Raw genomic sequence first — 18202 nt, 5'->3', positions numbered from 1 at the left:
GCAAATTATATATTTGCAAATTCTCATAATATTTAGTTATTTTAAAAACTATTGTTTTACCTATTTGTTTACTAAAATCACTTAGTATAGGCCTCTTTTTTACAACATATAATTACTCAAGTTGTAATATTTGCTCCTTTATCTTTGGAACTTTTAATTTCCCTTTTATAGGCTAAACAACAATGTCTTTTAGGCATCAAAAGTCATATATTCCTTTTCTATAATACTAATTACTAGTTTTATCCTCTCTACTTTTATACATTTCATAACGTCGCTTAAGATCTATACCTAATTTTGAGTACTTTTCCTCCAAAATTTCCAACAAATTCTCAAATACCTCATAATAAAAAAATTGCTCATTATCTTTATTCTCCTTAAGCTTATTTTTTATATACACATAAGTACTAAAACTACCTTCATACCATAAATATTGTTCTACTATTTCAACAAGTCTTTCACTTAAATACTCAGGAGCTTTTATAAGTGCATTTAGCATTACTATTAATGATAGCTCAAATGAGTGCTTTCCCAATGCTAAGCTTTCTTTTTGTAATACCTCTCTCGTATTTGTATAGTCTAATCCTTCTGTAAAAGCTACTAATTCTTTATATTTTTCTATTACATTCATTTCTCTTTTATCTATTTAAAACATCTCTTTTTATATGTTATTTATATATAAAAAAACTTTGTCAAAGATTTATCTCCAACAAAGTTTTTATATATTATTTTTCTTTTGCTAATTCGTTAATCTACAAATTATCCAATTGTATTACTCTCTTCTTGACATCAATATTCTCAATACATACCAAAACAGCAACATTATTGATGAGAATAACTGCAATGCAGCTCCTACATATTGGTCTGTACTATATACATTTTTAATATTATAAGTCTCATATAGTATACCACCTGCTGCCAAAGCTACCATTGCTACCAAAAACCAAAGTCCTAAGTCAAAGCCAAAGATAGCTCCTGCCACTATAAGCCCTAAGGCTATAAAACCACCTATTACCAATACACTACGTAAGAATGAGAAATCTACACGGGTAAGAAATACCACCGCAGTAAGTCCTCCAAACAGAGCCAATGTAATGATACCTGCTTGTGAAAGAATTTCTAAACTCTTAGTAAAGTAAATTGCCATAAATATAAGCGGCATAAATATAATTGCCTCCAATAGAACATAAACTCCTAACCCAAGGTATTGTGTAGTTCTATCTTGTGCTTGTGTCCATTTGTTGGCAAGAATAGATCCCAACCAAAATCCTCCTAAAATAAGTAACCATACCCATTTGCCATTTACCATCTTTATAATAAAAGCTGGCGGGATTACATTTAGCAAAATGGTTTCAGTCACTATAAAAGCCAGCAACGCTAAAGCTACGTGAGTGTAAGTCTTGCGATAAAAAGTTGCTTGTGCCTCATTAGTAGCATAATTTACTATTTGCGGCGATTGATAGTTGGTGTTGTAATTGTCATAATTAGAATTATATCCCATAATATTCCTTTTTTAAGTGTTTATTCTCTATAAATCAAAAACTTTGCCAAAAAGCTATTGTTGTGTAACAGCCTTTTAGCAAAGTTCGTAAAAGGCAAATACTACAAAGTATTTACGTTATTAAGGTCTTCAAACGCTTTTTTCAAGCGTGCTACAAAGGTTTTTTCTCCTTCACGAAGCCATACACGTGGATCGTAGTATTTCTTGTTAGGTGCTTCAGGACCTTCTGGGTTACCTATTTGTCCTTGTAGGTAAGCAGCTTTAGCCTTCATATAGTCACGAATACCTTCAGTAAATGCATATTGCAAGTCGGTATCAATATTCATTTTTACCACACCGTAAGAAATTGCTTCACGAATTTCTTCAAGGGTTGAACCTGAACCTCCGTGGAATACAAGATCAAGTGCGTTATGAGGCAAGTTGAATTTCTTTGAAACGTAATCTTGTGAATCTCTTAAAATTTTTGGAGTCAATTTTACGTTTCCTGGTTTGTACACACCATGAACGTTACCAAAAGCAGCTGCAATGGTAAATTGTGAACTTACTTTGCTAAGCTCTTCGTAAGCAAAAGCTACATCTTCTGGCTGTGTAAATAGCTTGCTGCTATCCACATGTGAGTTGTCTACTCCATCTTCTTCACCACCAGTCATACCAAGCTCTATTTCCAAAGTCATATCCATTTTGCTCATACGTTCAAGGTAACGTTTGCAAACTTCTATATTTTCTTTGATAGGCTCCTCTGATAGGTCAATCATATGTGAACTGAACAACGGTTTTCCTGTCTCTTTAAAGTGCTTTTCTGATGCTTCAAGCATACCGTCTAACCAAGGAAGCAATTTCTTAGCACAGTGGTCTGTATGCAAAATGATTGAAGCTCCATAAGCCTCAGCTAATTGGTGTACATGTTTAGCTCCTGCTACTGCACCAAGTACTGATGCACGTTGGTTCTCATTGCTCAAACCTTTACCTGCCATAAACTGTGCTCCACCATTAGAAAACTGAATAATCATAGGGGCATTCACAGCTACAGCTGTTTCCAAAGCTGCATTAATTGAGTTAGAACTAATAACGTTGGCTGCTGGAAGTGCAAAGCCTTTTTCTTTGGCGTATTTAAATAGTTCTTGTACTTCTTTTCCAAGAATTACGCCTTTCTTAATGTTATGTGCCATTTCTTTATATTAATTTAATTTTTAGCCTAAATCTGTATTATCACCTAAGATTCTATACCTGCATCATCTGTGAAACCTGCGTGATACTTTCTAAATCTTAGCCTAAACCTGTGTTATTAATAAAATATATAACACTTTTCTGTGCCGCAAAAGTACGCTTTTTTGCCGAAACATCAAAATAAATTCCATATTTTTTTTCAGAATACTGCCTGTAACACCTCTACCGACTTTATCTTCTTAAAGTTAGGAAAATGCCACTCATAGTACTTTAATAAGTGGTGTAACAGTGTATTACGATCCTCTCTATTGCTTTTAATTTCTCCCAAAGTATCGGTTTCAGTTTTTAACAAACTGCTAAAAAGTTCTACTGCTCTACCTCCAAAAGTATGCTCTGTAGTCTCTTGGGCTGTAAACACTCCTTCTTCTAAACTGAAGTACGGCAAATCAAGCCGAGTAGTATCAGGATAAAATCCCAATACACGTGTCATATCTATTAAGAATTTCAAGTGAAAGTGGGCATTAAAAGCTGTTGTATCAAAGTACTGTAATTGTTTACTCATAAAAGCAAATAATCCCTCATCAGCTGTTTCTGGCTCACAAATATTACTACATACCTCTGCCAAAAACATACATACTGTACTTTTGTAAATATCTGTATGTAAGCTGTTATAGGCAAAACTAATCTTAGCATCCTTAATGTACCCCAACGCTCCACTTTTGTGTGTTACTACCAATTCCAACTGCGTAAGGGGCTGAAACAAAGCTCTTGTTATGCTAGTCCTTTTCTGTGATAATATTCCTTTTAGCAAGTAGCTACACGTACCATACTTTTCTGTAAAACACCTTACTATTAAGCTATTATCACTATACTTAAGGTCTCCAAGTACTATGGCAAGCGTTTTCTCATACATCTCTTATTTCTTACCTAACTATAGCATATACAGCCTTTTCCAATGCCTCTCTATGGTCTGGATGTGCAATAGCAATAAGGGCTTTAGCTCGCTCTTTTATGCTTTTTCCAAAAAGCTCAGCTACTCCGTATTCGGTTACTATATACTGCACGTGAGCACGTGTGGTTACTACTCCTGCTCCTTGTTTTAGGAAAGGTACTATCTTGCTCTCCCCCTTATTAGTTACCGACGGGAAGGCAATGATTGATTTTCCTCCCTCACTAAGCATAGCCCCTCGCACAAAATCTATCTGTCCGCCAAATCCCGAATAAATTGTACTACCAATAGAGTCCGCACATACCTGCCCTGTAATATCCACTTCTATAGCCGAGTTGATAGATATCATCTTAGGATTCTGCCGTATCACTGCCACCTCATTTGTATATGAGGCTTCTGCCATTTCTACCGATGGGTTATGGTCAATAAAATCATATAGTTTTTGCGACCCCATAGCAAATGAAGCTATTATCTTACCCTTATCTATCTTTTTCTCATAGCCATTAATAACTCCTTTCTTCACCAAATCAAGCACTCCTTCTGTCAGGAGTTCAGTATGAATACCCAAGTTTTTCAAGTGTCCCATTTCGCCCAAAGTAGCATTAGGTATATTCCCAATACCCAATTGCAACGTACTACCGTCCTCAATAAGGGGCACAATATGTCTTGCTATTTGTTTTTCTAACAAATCAGGTTCAGTGAGTTGTAACGAAAAAATAGGCGCATCGTGCTCTACCAAGTAATCTATCTCATCTATATGCACTAAGGCATCTCCATAAGAGCGTGGCATCTGTTTATTTACCTTTGCTATCACGTACTTAGCATTACGTATGGCCGATTTGCAAGCCTCCACACTCACACCCATTGAGCAGAACCCAAATTTATCAGGAGGTGATACTTGTATCAGCACCACATCCACCTTCACATGTTTGCGGTCAAATAAAAGAGGCATATCACTCAAGAAAATAGGAGTATATGAGCCATTACCCTCTTTAATAACATGTCTTACATTTCTTGATATGAAAAAAGAATCTACATAAAAACTATCTTTATACTTAGGGTCAGCATAAGGTGCCTCTCCCTCAATATGAATATGCCCTATCCTAACGTTGCGCAATTCTGGCGCACGTGCTACAAGTGCATCTACCAATATTTCGGGTACAGCAGCCCCCCCGTGAATATAAACAAAATCACCACTTTTAACTACTTTAAGTGCTTCTTCGGCTGTCGTTACTTTTGCCATTTCAATTACTTTTTCAGTTAGCGGCTCAAAAGTACAACATTATTTTGAACTGACAAAATATTTGTTATATATTTTTTTTTACTACCTTTGCACCGAATTAAAAAAAGAAATATTATGTATCCACCCGAATTGGTAAAACCAATGATAGAAGAACTAACAAACGTTGGTTTCAAAGAGTTAAAGACAGTCGAAGCTGTTAAACAAGCTATTGAAAGTGAAGGAACTACCCTAGTAGTAGTAAACTCCGTATGTGGTTGCGCCGCACGTAATGCCCGCCCTGCAGTACTTTACAGCTTGCAAAACGAAAAAAAACCCGATCACCTCACTACAGTATTCGCTGGGGTCGATCGTGAGGCTACCGAAGAGGCTCGCCAGTATATGTTGCCCTTCCCCCCTTCTTCACCCAGCATAGCCTTATTTAAAGACGGTGAACTCGTTCACATGTTAGAACGCCACCACATCGAAGGACGTATGGCTGAAGTAATTGCCGAAAACCTACAACAAGCCTACAACGAGTTTTGTTAATCATCAAAACCTCGCCCCTCTCACACCACGAGAGGGGCTTTTTTTATCTAATCAATACCCCTACCTTCTCCCCAAAATTACCAAATCCTCACCCTTTCTACCTTTTTATTAACAATTCTTCAATACACACCACCCTCCAAATCCCTACTACTCAAAAAACACAAAACATTGATAATCAATATATTTTAATTACACCTTGCTTAAAGAGTAATCGAACGATGAACGAACTTATAACGAAGGATAAACGAACTATAAACGAAGGATAAACGTAACTATACTGATAATCAGTATTTTAAAACACAACTCCTCTTTTGCATTTTTCACAACAATTTTCCCAAAAACATCATTTTTCTTCATTACCCTCATTCTTTAACATTTAACACCTGATAACCAGCACATTAATTATTTTATAGCAAAAAAGTCACAAAAAAATTTGGTCACTCCAAATATTCTTCGTTACTTTGCATTACAAAGTACTTCATTATGGAAGAAAATAAGTATCTAAACGATCTACAACACATACGCCAAATGATGCGAAAATCTACCCTTTTCCTATCCCTTAGCGGATTATCAGGGGTGCTCTCAGGCGTATACGCACTCATCGGCGCAATAGCTATGTACCTGCTAATTAAGCAGCATCAGCTCTATTACCCTTATGTGTATATTGAAAGTAAAACATTTAAAAGCATCATAGCCATAGCCTTAGCAGTATTAGTAGCATCTCTGCTTACTGCTTACTTGTTCTCAGCCCGCAAAGCCAAGCGTAATGGCGAACGTTTAGCAAGCCCTACCGCCAAAAGGGCTCTCTATAACTTCGCTATTCCTCTGCTCACAGGCGGAATCTTAAGCATATTGCTCATCCGTAATGGGCACTATGGGCTGCTAGCTCCTATAACACTCATTTTCTACGGATTAGCCTGCGTAAATGTAAGCAAATACACCTTTAGCGATGTACACTACTTAGGCATTACCGAAATCATTCTTGGGCTATTAGCAGTCTATTTCTCAGGCTACGGACTCCTTTTTTGGGTACTTGGCTTTGGCTTCTGCCATATTATCTACGGAGGGGTAATGCACTTTAAATACGAACAAAATAAGGACAAAAACAATGACTGAAATATTAAAACGTTATATTGATGCCTCCAACGCTTTTCGCAAAGCCAAAGGCTCTCACCAGGGGGCTATTGCGCTTTACGACTTATTGTATGATTTGCAAGCCAAAACCCAGCGCACTAAAGAAGAAGAGCGTATCCTTACCGATACCTATACCTTATTAGAATACCACCTCTCAGCTTATGAGACTTTTTCACGCATTGCCGACACTACCAATTATAAGGAAAAAAGCAAATTATTAGTTTTAGAGGACAAAGCCAAAACACATAAAAATACTTTCTGTATCAAGGATATTCGCAAATTGAAAACAAAGAAAAAGCAGCAACCTCTTAAAATTAGTGATTTTAAGAAAGTAGAAGAAATTAGTTCAGATATTGAGTATGTACTCTCAACAAAAAAAGTAGTGATTTTCAACAAAGAGGTAGAAGGAGAGGATTTTTCATTCTTAATAAACAAAGATATTCCTTTAGAAAGTTGTTTGCATAATATAAATAAATATTTAGAATGGCTTTCCGATGCTAAAGCAACACTCATTAGCTATTACAATCAGCATTGTACTGAATATACACCTCAGGCTGATGACAATTGGTACAACACTTTAGAGGTATACAGTGGCAGTATATGGGTAGATGGTGAAGGGATTTCGGCACATATCTCGGCAGGAGATATTTTCACCCCCGACCATTTGTTAGAAATAGATTTTAGCGACAAACAAATTACCGATATAGGTTGGGACGAATAAAACAAAATATTATGAAAGCAAAATTTTTTATCACAACACTATTCTTCCTTATTGGAGCAACAGTTTTAAAAGCCCAAAATGAAAGTAGTGATACACAAAAGGCTATCGCTACTTTGAAGGAGTTTTACAAAGTAATATATGATGATAATTTAGGAGGGAAAGAAGAGCAATTTTTAAAATATGTATCTAAGGAATTGTTCAATAAAGTATTTCCTCCCTCTCCACCAGGCGAAGACGATTCACCAGGATATGACCCTTTTATACGAGCACAAGACTATGAAGCAAAAACTCTTAATCGCAGTTTGAAAATTACCTCTTTAGGTAATGATAGATATAGAGTATGTTTTTTGCTTTCTGACTGGGAAAAGAAGAAAACTTGCGTAGATTATCAATTGAAGAAAAATAATAAAGGGAAATATATGATTACTAATATTTTGAGCGATAAAAATTTCTATATCAAACCTAAAAAGTAATAGTTTTAATCCCTAACACTTGATATCAGACATCTGAATTGAAGACTTTTTTAGCACATATCAACAAGGCTTTTGACCACCGCATTCGCTTAGCGATTATGTCGGTGTTGATGGTCAATGACAGTGCCGACTTTAATACCCTGAAAGAACTCTTAGGGGTAACCGACGGCAATCTGGCAAGCCATACTCGTGCCTTGGAAGCTGAAGAGTATATCACTATTGAAAAAACGTTTATAGGGCGTAAAACCAACACTTGTTATAAGGCCACCCCAAAAGGCAAAGAGGCTTTTCAAGAACATTTAAATGCACTTGAAAAGATTATTCAATTAGGCAATTAGCCAATTTTTCAACATTATTTTATTAATTTATGACGCAAGAGCGTCTTATTTTTAACCTACACACTTTGAATCACAAAGTACTTTTATCAAAATGAATTATTAATTGTAAATTTTAAATATTATGTATCCAGAAAAAACATCCACATCAACACCTACATCAGGTGGCTTTATGCAATCAAACACTTTCCGTTTAGTGCTTATTGGAGTTCTTACTTTAGTATTGCTCATTCCTCTCCTCTTTGTACAAAACTTAGTAGGCGAACGCAAAGAACGCCAGCGCGAAGTTATCAATGAAATTGATAGCAAATGGGGAGGCGCCGTATTTGTATATGCCCCTATACTCAAAATTCCTTATAAGGTATATAAAGATAAAGGAAAAAATACTTATGAAGAACAATATGCTTACTTCTTCCCCGAAGAACTCAAAAGCACTTCCGATGTAAAAACTGAAGTAAAAAAGCGCAATAATTACGAGTCGGTAGTGTTTAATGCCTCTATGAACTTTAGCGGTAACTTCTCTACCCCCGACTTCTCTACCAAAGGTATTCCCAATGAGGATATCAGTTGGGACAAAGCTACTATTTTAATTCGCACTACCAATCTTGCCAGCATCAAGAATGTAGTAAGCATTCACTTAGGTAATAAGGATTACTCTTTTGAGCCTATTTACAACCAGCAAGAAAATGAAAGTAATTATTACAGTAACACCAATGATGAAGTATCATCTAACCTTATATCATCATTGGAGACAAGTTTTATTAACTATCAAGAGTTTCTTGCCAATCCTACCTTTAGCTTTACTTTGCAGTACGACGGTAGCAAGAAACTTGCTATAGTACCTATTGGCAAAACTACCGAAAGTACCCTTACTTCCAATTGGGCTAACCCTAGCTTTACAGGTAATTTCTTACCTTATGACAAGCAAATAAGTGCTAATGGTTTTACAGCTTCTTGGAAGGTGTTACATATCAATCGTCCGTTCTCACAACAGTCATTTGGTAGTTTGCCTAACATTGCCCAATACACCTATGAGGTTGATTTTATCATTCCAGTAGATGAGTATCAGCAAAATGAAAGGGTTGCTAAGTATGGCTATTTGGTTATCTTTCTCACTTTCTTGATATTTTTCTTGATACAAAGTATCAGTAAGATAAAGATACATATCTTTCAATATTCAATGATAGGCTTAGCCCTTATATTGTTCTACACCTTACTTATTTCTATTACCGAGCACAGTAGCTTTTCATTTGCTTACTTTATATCATCGGTAATGACGGTAGGGCTTATCAGTTTGTATTCGGTTTCTATACTTAAAAACAAGAAGTTTCCTACTTTTATAGGACTTTCATTAGCGGCACTTTACGGCTTTATCTATGTAATTATTCAGCTTGAAAACTATGCTTTATTAGTAGGTAGTATAGGCTTATTTGTTATCTTAGCTATTATAATGTATGTATCACGCAAAGTGGACTGGGAGAGCAAATAAGTAATTAACTAAAAACAAAAAAGCTGTTTGAACGCAATGTTCAAACAGCTTTTTTTATGGTTAAATAGAATGCTATTTTTTCTTACCAGTTTTTTCAGCTTTAGCAGCATCTTGAGCGGCTTTCATAGCAGCACGTGATACTCTTATCTGGCAAACTACAGTATTATCTGGGTGCATAATCTTGTAGTTTTCTTGAGGTAATTTAGTAATATACAATTTATTACCCATTTCTAATCCTGAAATATCTACACGAACGAAATCAGGAAGATTATCGGGAAGGGCTTTAATTTTTAGTTTACGGTTTACAATACGCAATGTACCCCCTGCCATAATACCTGGTGAAGTTCCTTCTATTTGGATAGGCACTTCGATGGTAATTTCTTTGCTTTTATTTAGCTGATAGAAATCGATGTGGATGATTTTATCAGTTACAGGGTCAAACTGAATGTCTTGCAAAATTGCATCGTAAGTTTTTCCTCCTAACTCAATTGCAGCCGTGTATACGTTTGGTGTGTACACAAGGTTTTTGAAAGCTAGTTCGGGTGCTGAAAAATGCAGAACGCTATCACCTCCGTATAACACGCAAGGTACCTGTCCAGCATTACGTAAGGCTTTGCTTGCTGCTTTGCCCACGCTTTCTCTTTGAGATCCTTTGATTGTAATTGATTTCATTTATTTATAAATAATTATTAAGTTACATAATGAATTTAGAGCTGATAGGCTCATTGTGGTGTACGCGGTGCATTACATCGGCAAAAAGTTCGGCACAGCTTAGTACTTTTATTCTGGTTGATGGTTGTTTTAGCGGAATAGAGTCGGTTACAATAAGTTCTTCTAAAACTGAACCTTCGATACGTTCGTAGGCATTACCGCTTAGTATGGCGTGGGTGGCTACGGCGCGTACGCTTATGGCTCCTTTGTCTTTCATCAGCTGGGCTGCTTTTACCAAAGTTCCTGCTGTATCGACCATATCATCAACTAATACTACGTTTTTGCCTTCTACTTCGCCAATGAGTTCCATTGTTTCGATTACATTGGCTTGCTTGCGTTGTTTGTAGCAAATAACTACATCGCTTTTTAAGAATTTTGAGTAGGCGTAGGCTCTTTTAGACCCTCCCATATCGGGTGAAGCGATGCACAAGTTATCTAATCCTAAGCTTTGTAGGTAGGGTATAAAGATACTTGAAGCAAAGAGGTGGTCGACTGGTCGTTCAAAAAAGCCTTGAATTTGGTCGGCGTGCAAGTCCATTGTCATAATGCGGGTTGCTCCTGCTGCTTGCAATAGATTTGCTACTAATTTAGCCCCTATTGGCACTCTGGGTTTGTCTTTCCTATCTTGGCGAGCCCAACCAAAGTATGGGATTACTGCCGTGATATGGCGTGCCGAAGCTCTTTTAGCGGCATCAATCATCAGCAATAGCTCCATTAGGTTATCGGAGTTTGGGAAAGTGGAGCACACCAAAAATACACGTGCGCCTCTGATTGATTCTTCAAATGAGGGCTGAAATTCACCATCGCTATAGTATGATAGTTTAATTTCGCCGAGTTGAGTACCGTATTTTTCTGCAATCTTTTCGGCTAGTTCTATGCTTTTAGAACAAGCGAAGATTTTTGAATTTGGGGTGGTTTCACTAAACATTTTATCAGTAAGTGTTAAGGATAAAACTTCTAACTTTTCAGGGCGCAAAGGTACGAATTAATTATTAATTAGCAATGAAGTGTGGATATTTTTTTCTACATTTTTTATAAAATACTAATTATTAGAAGGTAAAGAGCTTTTAAGAGGTAAAAGATTGGGGTTGGGGTGCAAGGACGGAGGGGTTCTCTTTTCCTTTATTTGTGGTAGTGTTGGTTATTGTAGCTGGGCAACTATCCTTCGTTTATAGTTCGTTTATCCTTCGTTATTCGTTCGTTCAGCTTATATTGGGCTTTTATGAATGCTAAGGTTTTTCTGTGGGGAAGATGGAAATAGAAAAAATTTCTTATTAAATTTTGTAGTTACCTAAAAATATACTACTTTTGCGGCTGTTAAACGTATTTTATACTTTGCAGGAAAACATATGAGATTTGAAACTAAAGCTATTCACGGGGTACGTACTCCTGAAAAAGGTGTAGAAAATTGGGGAAATACTATTAATTTGGCTACTACTTTCCCTATAAAGGAATATAATGTGATGCAGGAATTTGAGTATTCCCGCGTGATGAGTCCTACTCGTAAAGACTTTGAAAGCCTTGTAGCGCAGCTAGAAAGTGGTAAACACGGCTTTGGTTTTGCATCGGGTATGGCTGCCATTACTTCTATTTTCACGATGTTCAAGGCTGGCGACCATTTTGTATTGGGGTTGGATATTTATGGGGGTACTTTCAGGATAATGAACGATGTTTTTCGTCAGTTTGGTTTTGAATCGACTTTTGTAGATATGACTGATTTGGGCAAGATAGAAGCAGCTATACGCCCTAATACGAAAGCTATTTTTGTAGAGACTCCTTCTAACCCTTTGCTAGATGTTACCGATATACGTGGGGTGGTAGCTATTGCTAAGAAACACGAACTGCTTACTATTGTTGATAACACTTTTATGTCGCCTGTACTACAACGCCCTTTGGAACTTGGAGCGGATATAGTGCTGCATAGTGCTACTAAATTTTTGGGTGGACATAACGATATTGTAGCTGGAGCAGCGGTAGTGAATCGTGATGATTTGGCTGAAAAAATAACTTTTGCACAAGTAGCTATGGGGGCTTTGGTTTCGGCTTTTGATAGTTGGTTATTGCTGCGAAGTATGAAAACCCTTAAGCTAAGGGTGGAGAAGGCGCAAGCTAACACTCTCAAACTGTTGGACTTTCTGCGGTCTCACCCGGAAGTAGAAAAAGTATATTACCCTACTGCGCCTGATAATAAAGGCAAAACGATACAAGAGAGTCAGGCAGAGGGTGGTGGCTCAGTATTTTCTTTTACAGTAAAAAGTGAAGAAAAAGCGAAGTCTTTTTTTGAAAACCTTAAAGTAGCACTGTTTGCTGTGAGTTTAGGTGGTGTGGAAACTTTGGTAACTCACCCTAGTTCACTTACCCATACTGAGTTTCCTGAAGAAGAAAAGGTAGCACGTGGTGTGACCCGTACACTTATTCGTGTAGCAGTAGGCATTGAGGATGCTGATGATTTGATAGAAGATTTTAAACAAGCACTGGCTAAATAACCAGTTTGCTAATTATATTATAGATTTTAAATTATTAATTGAAAATATGAGAGTAGCAGTAGTAGGCGTTACCGGAATGGTAGGTAACGTAATGTTAGAAGTACTTGCAGAACACAACTTCCCTGTAACGGAGCTTATACCTGTAGCTTCGGAAAAATCGGTAGGGAAGAAAATCACCTTTAAAGGTACAGAACATACTGTGATAGGCTTACAACAAGCAGTATCATTAAAGCCGGATATAGCCTTATTTTCGGCTGGAGCAAGTGTATCAAAAGAATGGGCTCCAAAATTTGCCCAAGTAGGTACTACAGTAGTTGATAATTCATCGGCTTGGCGTATGGATGAGACTAAGAAATTAATCATCCCAGAAATTAATGCTGATGTACTAACCAAAGATGATAAGATTATTGCTAACCCAAACTGTTCAACCATACAGATGTTGGTAGCTTTAGCTCCTTTACAAAAGAAATATGGCATTAAGCGTGTGGTTGTATCTACCTATCAGTCTATTACTGGTACAGGAGTAAAAGCTGTGAGACAGCTAGAAAATGAATATAAGGGAGAGAAAGGCGAAATGGCTTATCATTATCAAATTCACCGCAATGCTATACCTCATTGTGATGTATTTGAAGAAAATGGTTATACTAAAGAAGAAATGAAGCTAGTACGTGAAACTAAGAAGATATTACGTGATGATAGCATAGCCGTAACTGCTACAGCAGTACGTATTCCTGTAGTAGGAGGACATAGTGAAGCAGTGAATGTAGAGTTAAAATCTGAATTTGACATTAATGAAGTACGAGCTCTCCTTGCCCAATCAGCAGGGATTAAGGTGCAAGATAATACCGATACTAATACTTACCCTATGCCCTTATATGCACATGGTAAAGATGATGTATTTGTAGGACGCATTCGTCGTGATGAATCACAACCTAATACCCTTAACCTATGGGTAGTAGCTGATAATTTACGCAAAGGGGCTGCTACTAATACTATACAAATAGCTGAATACCTCATAGCTCACAAGCTATTAATACTTTAGTAAAAAGAGATAAAAAAAGAGACTACTTAAAATGAGTAGTCTCTTTTTTATATTAGTTAATCTGACTTTTAAAAAGTATAAGTAACTCCAAAATGAAATCCTATTGATGAATAAGGAGCATCAGGAGCATTTTTACCATCCCAACTATAACTTTCTTCTAATAAAGGGGCTACTTGGGCTGCCAATAGTTTCAAGTTTTCAGTTTGAGGTGAAGAAGGTAACTGTTGTAATCTTGCCATATAGCCTTTAAAATCAGTTGCTGAAAGAGCTTGAGTTACACCTCCTATAGTACGACTTGCTTCAAAATTATTCAATCTAGATTCTTTGCGTGGCACATTAATATTTAAGTATTCACCTTCTATAAAGAAACTAACATTATCTGCAACTTTAAAACGATAACCAACACCTCCTATAAATCCAAAAGGCATTTTCCCGTGAAAGTTGGTTTTAAAATTAGTATTAATATTGACCATTGTTGTTGCAGGTGCTGAAGAATCAAACAAATACAAAGGCAAAGCTGCATTAAGTTCTGTTTGTACTTGAGTTTTTCCTCCTATTTTAGTAACTCCTCCAGCACGTACATATAGGTTATCAGTAATATTAAATACAGCTGAAAGTGATGCTCCAAAAGCACGACCATAGGCATTCATTTCTAATATCCGATTTTTGTTTGTGAGGATATTAGTTCCATGTAAGTAACCTAAAGCCAATTCTCCACCCCAACGTTTATGGAAGAAATATCCTCCACGTAGTTGTACTTGATAGCCTGCTCCATAGCTGCCTTTTAAATCAGTAATACTAGTAGGGTTAGTAGCATCTCTACCCAATACTTTAGTATTAAGCTCAAAACCATAACCACCACTTACTGATACATAAGTTTGTGAGTACATTGTTGTTACTCCTAATAACGCAATAGCTAATAATAATCTTTTCATTCCTTAGTTATAATTTCATTTATTTTTTCTGTAGGTCTCCCAATAACAGCCCTATCACCTACCACTACAATGGGGCGTTCTATTAGTTTAGGGTTATTTACCATAGCAGCTATGATCTCATTATCAGTAAGAGGCTTATCACTATAGTTCTCTTTCCAAATAGCTTCTTTAGTACGTACTAACTCTATAGGTTTTAGCCGTAATTTAGCAAGTAAATCCTTTATTTCATCAGCAGTTATACCCTTTTTTAGGTAATCAAACACTTGATATTCCTTGCCTGAATTTTTCAAAAGTTCCAAACCACAACGAGATTTAGAGCACTTAGGATTGTGATATATTTGTATCATAATTAGCAAATTACAACTTCTACTCCTCGTTTTTCAAGTTCTTCTACAAAATCTGGGTCAGCACCAGCATCAGTAATAAGCATATCTATTTTTTCAACATAGCAAATAAAGCCAAAGCCTCTTCTGTGAATTTTAGTAGAGTCAGCAAGAACAATCGTTTTATCTGCCCGCTCCATCATTTTTCGGTTCAGATGAGCTTCTCCTACATTAGTTGAACTTAACCCATAATCAAGATCAATACCTTCAATACCCATAAAAAGAGTTGTACATGAAAAATTACTTAACGTTTCTTCTGCCAATACACCTATGGTTGAAGTTGAATTTTTGCGTACCTCTCCCCCTAAGTGAATTGTATTTACATTAGGATTTTTACATACTTCTAATGCTACCCTAAGTGAGGGGGTAAGCACCGTAAGACTCCTAAATCCGTATAGCTTTTGTGCCATAAGGTGTGTGGTAGAGCCTGATGACAAAATAATAAAATCATTTTCTTTAATATTTTCTAAAGCTCTATCTACAATACGATTCTTTTCATCAACATTTTTAGTCTCTTTATCACCTACATTTTGATCAAACACATAACGCATTTGTTTGCTTGCTCCCCCGTGAGTACGATGAAGGTATCCTTCTTGCTCTAACAAGGTTAAATCTTTACGGATAGTTACTACTGATACCTTTAGTTTTTCACTTAATTCAGTAACACTTACATATTTTTTAGTCTCTAAGAACTCTAAAATCTGGTCTTGACGTTCATTTAATACTTTCATATCTTATCTATTTTAATGCTTGTAATTGCTTCTTATTTTAATGCCGCAAAATTAATACAAATCGGAATAAAAACAAAGAAAATAATCATAAAAAAAGCTATCTTTTCTTCTGATAGCTTTTTTATATGTTAATTTTTAAGCTTTTAGCTGTAAACCAAAAGCTGTTCTAAAGTCTTGTAATAATGGATTCTCTTCCAATAATTTATTATACTTCTCTTCAGGAGTTACCAATATTTTTTTTGATATTTCTTCATTTACACTAAGCTGCAAACTAATATCGTAATTGCGTAATGCTTTGTGCAGATACCCTAACAGCTTGCTTTCCATCTCTAAAACATCTATTTTAGCAGCATTACTAGCAACCTGCAAATTAATCACAGTACCATCTAGTTCTAAGTTAGCTATTTTCAGTATAGAGGCTTGTATACGTTCGCCTTTTGCCAATAAATCACTTATATACTGTTCCCATGACTGCTCAAAAGCCTCTTTTGTAAAGCTCTCTTTAGGAAGCGAATTAGGGTCTATAACTACTTCTTTTACAGTCTTCTGGTGCTCATTTTTTAAGTGAACACTCTTAATCGAAAATCCCGACACCGCCCCTATGCGTTCTTCCTTTGTTATGATAGGAATATTAGGTGTAGTTTGTTGGGTAGCTGTTGTGGTATAATTAGGCTGAGGGGTAGTTAAGGTAGCTTCAGGAGTTTCAGTAGGTTCTTCTCCATTTACCACGTAGGCAGGGATTATGAAGCGTCCATCATTTTTTTTTTATCCCCTTCATAGGTAATTGATGCCAATTGCATAAGAGCTATTTCTATAAGCAAACGTTGGTTTTTGCTAGTACGATATTTCAAGTCTGCATCATTAGCTATGGCTATAGCTTCCATAAGGAAAGGTACTGTAGCACGTACACTCTGTTCAGCATATTTTTTCTGAGTCTCCTCCCCTACTTCCATCAGGTTAATAGTTGCAGGATTTTTACATACCATTAGGTCTCTAAAATGGCTTGCCAATCCTGCTATAAAGTGATTTCCATCAAATCCTTGTGCTATAGTATCATTAAATGCCACTAATAGTTCTGGCAGCTTATTAGCCAAAATAAGGTCTGTAACTTTAAAATAAACCTCATAATCTAACACGTTTAGTATTTCTGAGGTAGCTTGTCGTGTCAGCTTTTCTCCTGAAAAACTCACTACTCTATCAAAAATAGAAAGTGCATCACGCATCGCACCATCTGCTTTTTGTGCAATAATTTGTAAGGCTTCATCTTCAGCCTCAATACCTTGTTGCTGGGCTATATATTTTAAATATTCTCGTATATCGTTAATAGTAATACGTTTAAAATCAAATATCTGGCAGCGCGAAAGTATCGTAGGTATAATTTTGTGTTTTTCAGTAGTTGCAAGTATGAAAATAGCATGTTTAGGCGGTTCTTCCAAAGTCTTTAAAAAAGCATTGAAAGCTGCTGTTGATAGCATATGCACCTCATCTATAATATAAACTTTATATTTCCCTACTTGGGGTGGTATCCGTACCTGCTCTATCAGTTTGCGAATATCATCTACACTGTTATTTGAGGCAGCGTCTAGCTCAAAAACATTAAAAGCAAAATCATTCTCGTCTTGTACTCCTGTCTGCTCATTTATTTTTTTCGCCAAAATACGCGCACAAGTAGTCTTCCCTACTCCACGCGGACCAGTAAAAAGAAGTGCCTGTGCCAAATGATTATTCTCAATGGCATTTAATAAGGTATTAGTGATGGCTTGCTGTCCCACCACATCCCTAAATGATTGCGGACGATATTTACGAGCTGATACTACAAAGTGATTCATTACCTATTTGTTCTGTAAGTTCCGAATATAAAATTTGAATCTACAACCTTATTCCCTTGGTTGTTCACTATTACCAAGTTTGATATGCGTATAAGGTGGTCGTAACGTAAAAGGTTACCTGTATTTTCGTCATATATAGGCTGGGTCGTGATTGATACATTTCCCCCTGTAGCCTCTATTTGTGCGGTTACTGCAGGGGTTGCAGGTGGTATATTAGCACAAAAATAACTATTGCTTACTGCATCACTAAATGTGCGGTAATACAACTTGTAGTTAGTAGGAATAGTACCTCCCACCTCCTTTGCTTTGTTTTCCAAACTATTTACAGGCAAAGTAAGAATAAGCGCTTGCTTTTGATTGTACTTAAATAAAAAAGTAGCAGTAGTGTCACTAGTGCATGAAAGTACATCTGTATTATCAAATGAAATAGTCTCCACTTCAAGCTCACCATCGTTACAAGCCAACAGTAAAAAGCCTAATAACAAGCCACTTATAATGATTATTTTGTTCATCCTGTTCTAATATTTTTGGCAAAGGTACAAAACATTTTT

21 protein-coding genes are annotated in these 18202 nt (G+C 36.4%); 8 read left to right on the top strand and 13 right to left on the bottom strand.

Features of this window, described 5'->3' with window-relative positions:
- Window positions 1-226: 226 nt before the first annotated feature.
- The 5 genes from C4H12_RS03055 to C4H12_RS03035 form a co-directional block, all read right to left on the bottom strand.
- A complete protein-coding gene (locus C4H12_RS03055; RefSeq protein WP_106097619.1) occupies window positions 227-628 on the bottom strand; it encodes a hypothetical protein in 402 nt (133 codons plus the stop codon).
- Between the two features lie 141 nt (window positions 629-769).
- On the bottom strand, window positions 770-1498 hold the full coding sequence (locus C4H12_RS03050) for a Bax inhibitor-1 family protein (RefSeq protein ID WP_106097618.1): 729 nt from the start codon (window positions 1496-1498) through the stop codon (window positions 770-772).
- A 101-nt stretch (window positions 1499-1599) separates the two neighbouring features.
- Complete coding sequence (fbaA, locus tag C4H12_RS03045) at window positions 1600-2667, bottom strand: class II fructose-bisphosphate aldolase (RefSeq protein WP_106097617.1); 1068 nt, start codon at window positions 2665-2667, stop codon at window positions 1600-1602.
- Between the two features lie 197 nt (window positions 2668-2864).
- A complete protein-coding gene (recO, locus tag C4H12_RS03040) occupies window positions 2865-3578 on the bottom strand; it encodes a DNA repair protein RecO (RefSeq protein WP_106097616.1) in 714 nt (237 codons plus the stop codon).
- A gap of 10 nt (window positions 3579-3588) precedes the next feature.
- Window positions 3589-4857 carry an acetyl-CoA hydrolase/transferase family protein gene (locus C4H12_RS03035; RefSeq protein ID WP_106097615.1) on the bottom strand — a complete coding sequence of 423 codons (1269 nt, stop codon included), beginning with the start codon at window positions 4855-4857 and terminating at the stop codon, window positions 3589-3591.
- Window positions 4858-4971: 114 nt separating this feature from the next.
- On the opposite strand from C4H12_RS03035, the gene C4H12_RS03030 reads away from it, so the two are divergent.
- The 6 genes from C4H12_RS03030 (at window position 4972) to creD (ending at window position 9534) form a co-directional block, all read left to right on the top strand.
- On the top strand, window positions 4972-5382 hold the full coding sequence (locus tag C4H12_RS03030) for a BrxA/BrxB family bacilliredoxin (protein ID WP_106097614.1): 411 nt from the start codon (window positions 4972-4974) through the stop codon (window positions 5380-5382).
- A 483-nt stretch (window positions 5383-5865) separates the two neighbouring features.
- Window positions 5866-6498 (top strand): hypothetical protein, encoded by a 633-nt coding sequence (locus tag C4H12_RS03020; protein ID WP_106097612.1) that lies wholly within the window; start codon window positions 5866-5868, stop codon window positions 6496-6498.
- Complete coding sequence (locus C4H12_RS03015) at window positions 6491-7237, top strand: hypothetical protein (protein ID WP_106097611.1); 747 nt, start codon at window positions 6491-6493, stop codon at window positions 7235-7237. Before C4H12_RS03020 ends, C4H12_RS03015 begins: the two co-directional genes overlap by 8 nt.
- A gap of 11 nt (window positions 7238-7248) precedes the next feature.
- Window positions 7249-7710, top strand: a complete 462-nt coding sequence (locus tag C4H12_RS03010) for a hypothetical protein (RefSeq protein ID WP_106097610.1) — start codon at window positions 7249-7251, stop codon at window positions 7708-7710.
- 38 nt (window positions 7711-7748) lie between these two features.
- A complete protein-coding gene (locus C4H12_RS03005; RefSeq protein WP_106097609.1) occupies window positions 7749-8048 on the top strand; it encodes a transcriptional regulator in 300 nt (99 codons plus the stop codon).
- Window positions 8049-8169: 121 nt separating this feature from the next.
- The gene (gene creD / locus C4H12_RS03000; RefSeq protein WP_106097608.1) at window positions 8170-9534 is read left to right on the top strand and encodes a cell envelope integrity protein CreD; all 1365 of its coding nucleotides are present in this window, start codon (window positions 8170-8172) and stop codon (window positions 9532-9534) included.
- A gap of 72 nt (window positions 9535-9606) precedes the next feature.
- On the opposite strand, the gene C4H12_RS02995 is transcribed toward creD, so the two are convergent.
- On the bottom strand, window positions 9607-10206 hold the full coding sequence (locus C4H12_RS02995; RefSeq protein ID WP_106097607.1) for a 50S ribosomal protein L25/general stress protein Ctc: 600 nt from the start codon (window positions 10204-10206) through the stop codon (window positions 9607-9609).
- A gap of 22 nt (window positions 10207-10228) precedes the next feature.
- Window positions 10229-11173 (bottom strand): ribose-phosphate pyrophosphokinase, encoded by a 945-nt coding sequence (locus C4H12_RS02990; RefSeq protein ID WP_106099410.1) that lies wholly within the window; start codon window positions 11171-11173, stop codon window positions 10229-10231.
- Window positions 11174-11594: 421 nt separating this feature from the next.
- On the opposite strand from C4H12_RS02990, the gene C4H12_RS02985 reads away from it, so the two are divergent.
- Entirely contained in the window at window positions 11595-12731 is a 1137-nt protein-coding gene (locus tag C4H12_RS02985; RefSeq protein WP_106097606.1) for a PLP-dependent aspartate aminotransferase family protein, read from the top strand.
- A gap of 46 nt (window positions 12732-12777) precedes the next feature.
- Complete coding sequence (locus C4H12_RS02980; protein ID WP_106097605.1) at window positions 12778-13773, top strand: aspartate-semialdehyde dehydrogenase; 996 nt, start codon at window positions 12778-12780, stop codon at window positions 13771-13773.
- Window positions 13774-13841: 68 nt separating this feature from the next.
- Here C4H12_RS02980 and C4H12_RS02975 read toward each other — a convergent pair whose 3' ends face one another.
- From C4H12_RS02975 to C4H12_RS02950, 6 genes are all read right to left on the bottom strand, one after another.
- Window positions 13842-14708 carry an outer membrane beta-barrel protein gene (locus C4H12_RS02975; protein ID WP_106097604.1) on the bottom strand — a complete coding sequence of 289 codons (867 nt, stop codon included), beginning with the start codon at window positions 14706-14708 and terminating at the stop codon, window positions 13842-13844.
- Window positions 14705-15055, bottom strand: coding sequence for an arsenate reductase (glutaredoxin) (gene arsC / locus C4H12_RS02970; protein ID WP_106097603.1), 351 nt, complete (start codon window positions 15053-15055; stop codon window positions 14705-14707). Before arsC ends, C4H12_RS02975 begins: the two co-directional genes overlap by 4 nt.
- A gap of 2 nt (window positions 15056-15057) precedes the next feature.
- Window positions 15058-15822 (bottom strand): DeoR/GlpR family DNA-binding transcription regulator, encoded by a 765-nt coding sequence (locus C4H12_RS02965; RefSeq protein ID WP_106097602.1) that lies wholly within the window; start codon window positions 15820-15822, stop codon window positions 15058-15060.
- Window positions 15823-15957: 135 nt separating this feature from the next.
- The gene (locus tag C4H12_RS02960; RefSeq protein ID WP_254424795.1) at window positions 15958-16551 is read right to left on the bottom strand and encodes a DNA polymerase III subunit gamma/tau; all 594 of its coding nucleotides are present in this window, start codon (window positions 16549-16551) and stop codon (window positions 15958-15960) included.
- Between the two features lie 11 nt (window positions 16552-16562).
- Window positions 16563-17651: a DNA polymerase III subunit gamma/tau gene (gene dnaX / locus C4H12_RS02955; RefSeq protein ID WP_106097601.1), complete on the bottom strand. Its 1089-nt coding sequence runs from the start codon at window positions 17649-17651 to the stop codon at window positions 16563-16565.
- Window positions 17651-18163 carry a hypothetical protein gene (locus C4H12_RS02950; protein ID WP_106097600.1) on the bottom strand — a complete coding sequence of 171 codons (513 nt, stop codon included), beginning with the start codon at window positions 18161-18163 and terminating at the stop codon, window positions 17651-17653. The genes dnaX and C4H12_RS02950 overlap by 1 nt, the downstream gene beginning before the upstream one ends.
- Between the last annotated feature and the right edge of the window lie 39 nt (window positions 18164-18202).

This window comes from Capnocytophaga sp. oral taxon 878 (assembly GCF_002999135.1).
In the GTDB taxonomy this organism is placed as follows: Bacteria; Bacteroidota; Bacteroidia; order Flavobacteriales; family Flavobacteriaceae; genus Capnocytophaga.
The sequence above is the reverse complement of the archived record's forward strand: the minus strand, read 5'-3'. Positions and strand labels throughout refer to the sequence as shown.

Coding starts and splice junctions, on each gene's coding strand:
- C4H12_RS03055 (WP_106097619.1), bottom strand. CDS start 628: ATGAATGTAATAGAAAAATATAAAGAATTAGTAGCTTTTACAGAAGGA.
- C4H12_RS03050 (WP_106097618.1), bottom strand. CDS start 1,498: ATGGGATATAATTCTAATTATGACAATTACAACACCAACTATCAATCG.
- fbaA (WP_106097617.1), bottom strand. CDS start 2,667: ATGGCACATAACATTAAGAAAGGCGTAATTCTTGGAAAAGAAGTACAA.
- recO (WP_106097616.1), bottom strand. CDS start 3,578: ATGTATGAGAAAACGCTTGCCATAGTACTTGGAGACCTTAAGTATAGT.
- C4H12_RS03035 (WP_106097615.1), bottom strand. CDS start 4,857: ATGGCAAAAGTAACGACAGCCGAAGAAGCACTTAAAGTAGTTAAAAGT.
- C4H12_RS03030 (WP_106097614.1), top strand. CDS start 4,972: ATGTATCCACCCGAATTGGTAAAACCAATGATAGAAGAACTAACAAAC.
- C4H12_RS03020 (WP_106097612.1), top strand. CDS start 5,866: ATGGAAGAAAATAAGTATCTAAACGATCTACAACACATACGCCAAATG.
- C4H12_RS03015 (WP_106097611.1), top strand. CDS start 6,491: ATGACTGAAATATTAAAACGTTATATTGATGCCTCCAACGCTTTTCGC.
- C4H12_RS03010 (WP_106097610.1), top strand. CDS start 7,249: ATGAAAGCAAAATTTTTTATCACAACACTATTCTTCCTTATTGGAGCA.
- creD (WP_106097608.1), top strand. CDS start 8,170: ATGTATCCAGAAAAAACATCCACATCAACACCTACATCAGGTGGCTTT.
- C4H12_RS02995 (WP_106097607.1), bottom strand. CDS start 10,206: ATGAAATCAATTACAATCAAAGGATCTCAAAGAGAAAGCGTGGGCAAA.
- C4H12_RS02990 (WP_106099410.1), bottom strand. CDS start 11,173: ATGTTTAGTGAAACCACCCCAAATTCAAAAATCTTCGCTTGTTCTAAA.
- C4H12_RS02985 (WP_106097606.1), top strand. CDS start 11,595: ATGAGATTTGAAACTAAAGCTATTCACGGGGTACGTACTCCTGAAAAA.
- C4H12_RS02980 (WP_106097605.1), top strand. CDS start 12,778: ATGAGAGTAGCAGTAGTAGGCGTTACCGGAATGGTAGGTAACGTAATG.
- C4H12_RS02975 (WP_106097604.1), bottom strand. CDS start 14,708: ATGAAAAGATTATTATTAGCTATTGCGTTATTAGGAGTAACAACAATG.
- arsC (WP_106097603.1), bottom strand. CDS start 15,055: ATGATACAAATATATCACAATCCTAAGTGCTCTAAATCTCGTTGTGGT.
- C4H12_RS02965 (WP_106097602.1), bottom strand. CDS start 15,822: ATGAAAGTATTAAATGAACGTCAAGACCAGATTTTAGAGTTCTTAGAG.
- dnaX (WP_106097601.1), bottom strand. CDS start 17,651: ATGAATCACTTTGTAGTATCAGCTCGTAAATATCGTCCGCAATCATTT.
- C4H12_RS02950 (WP_106097600.1), bottom strand. CDS start 18,163: ATGAACAAAATAATCATTATAAGTGGCTTGTTATTAGGCTTTTTACTG.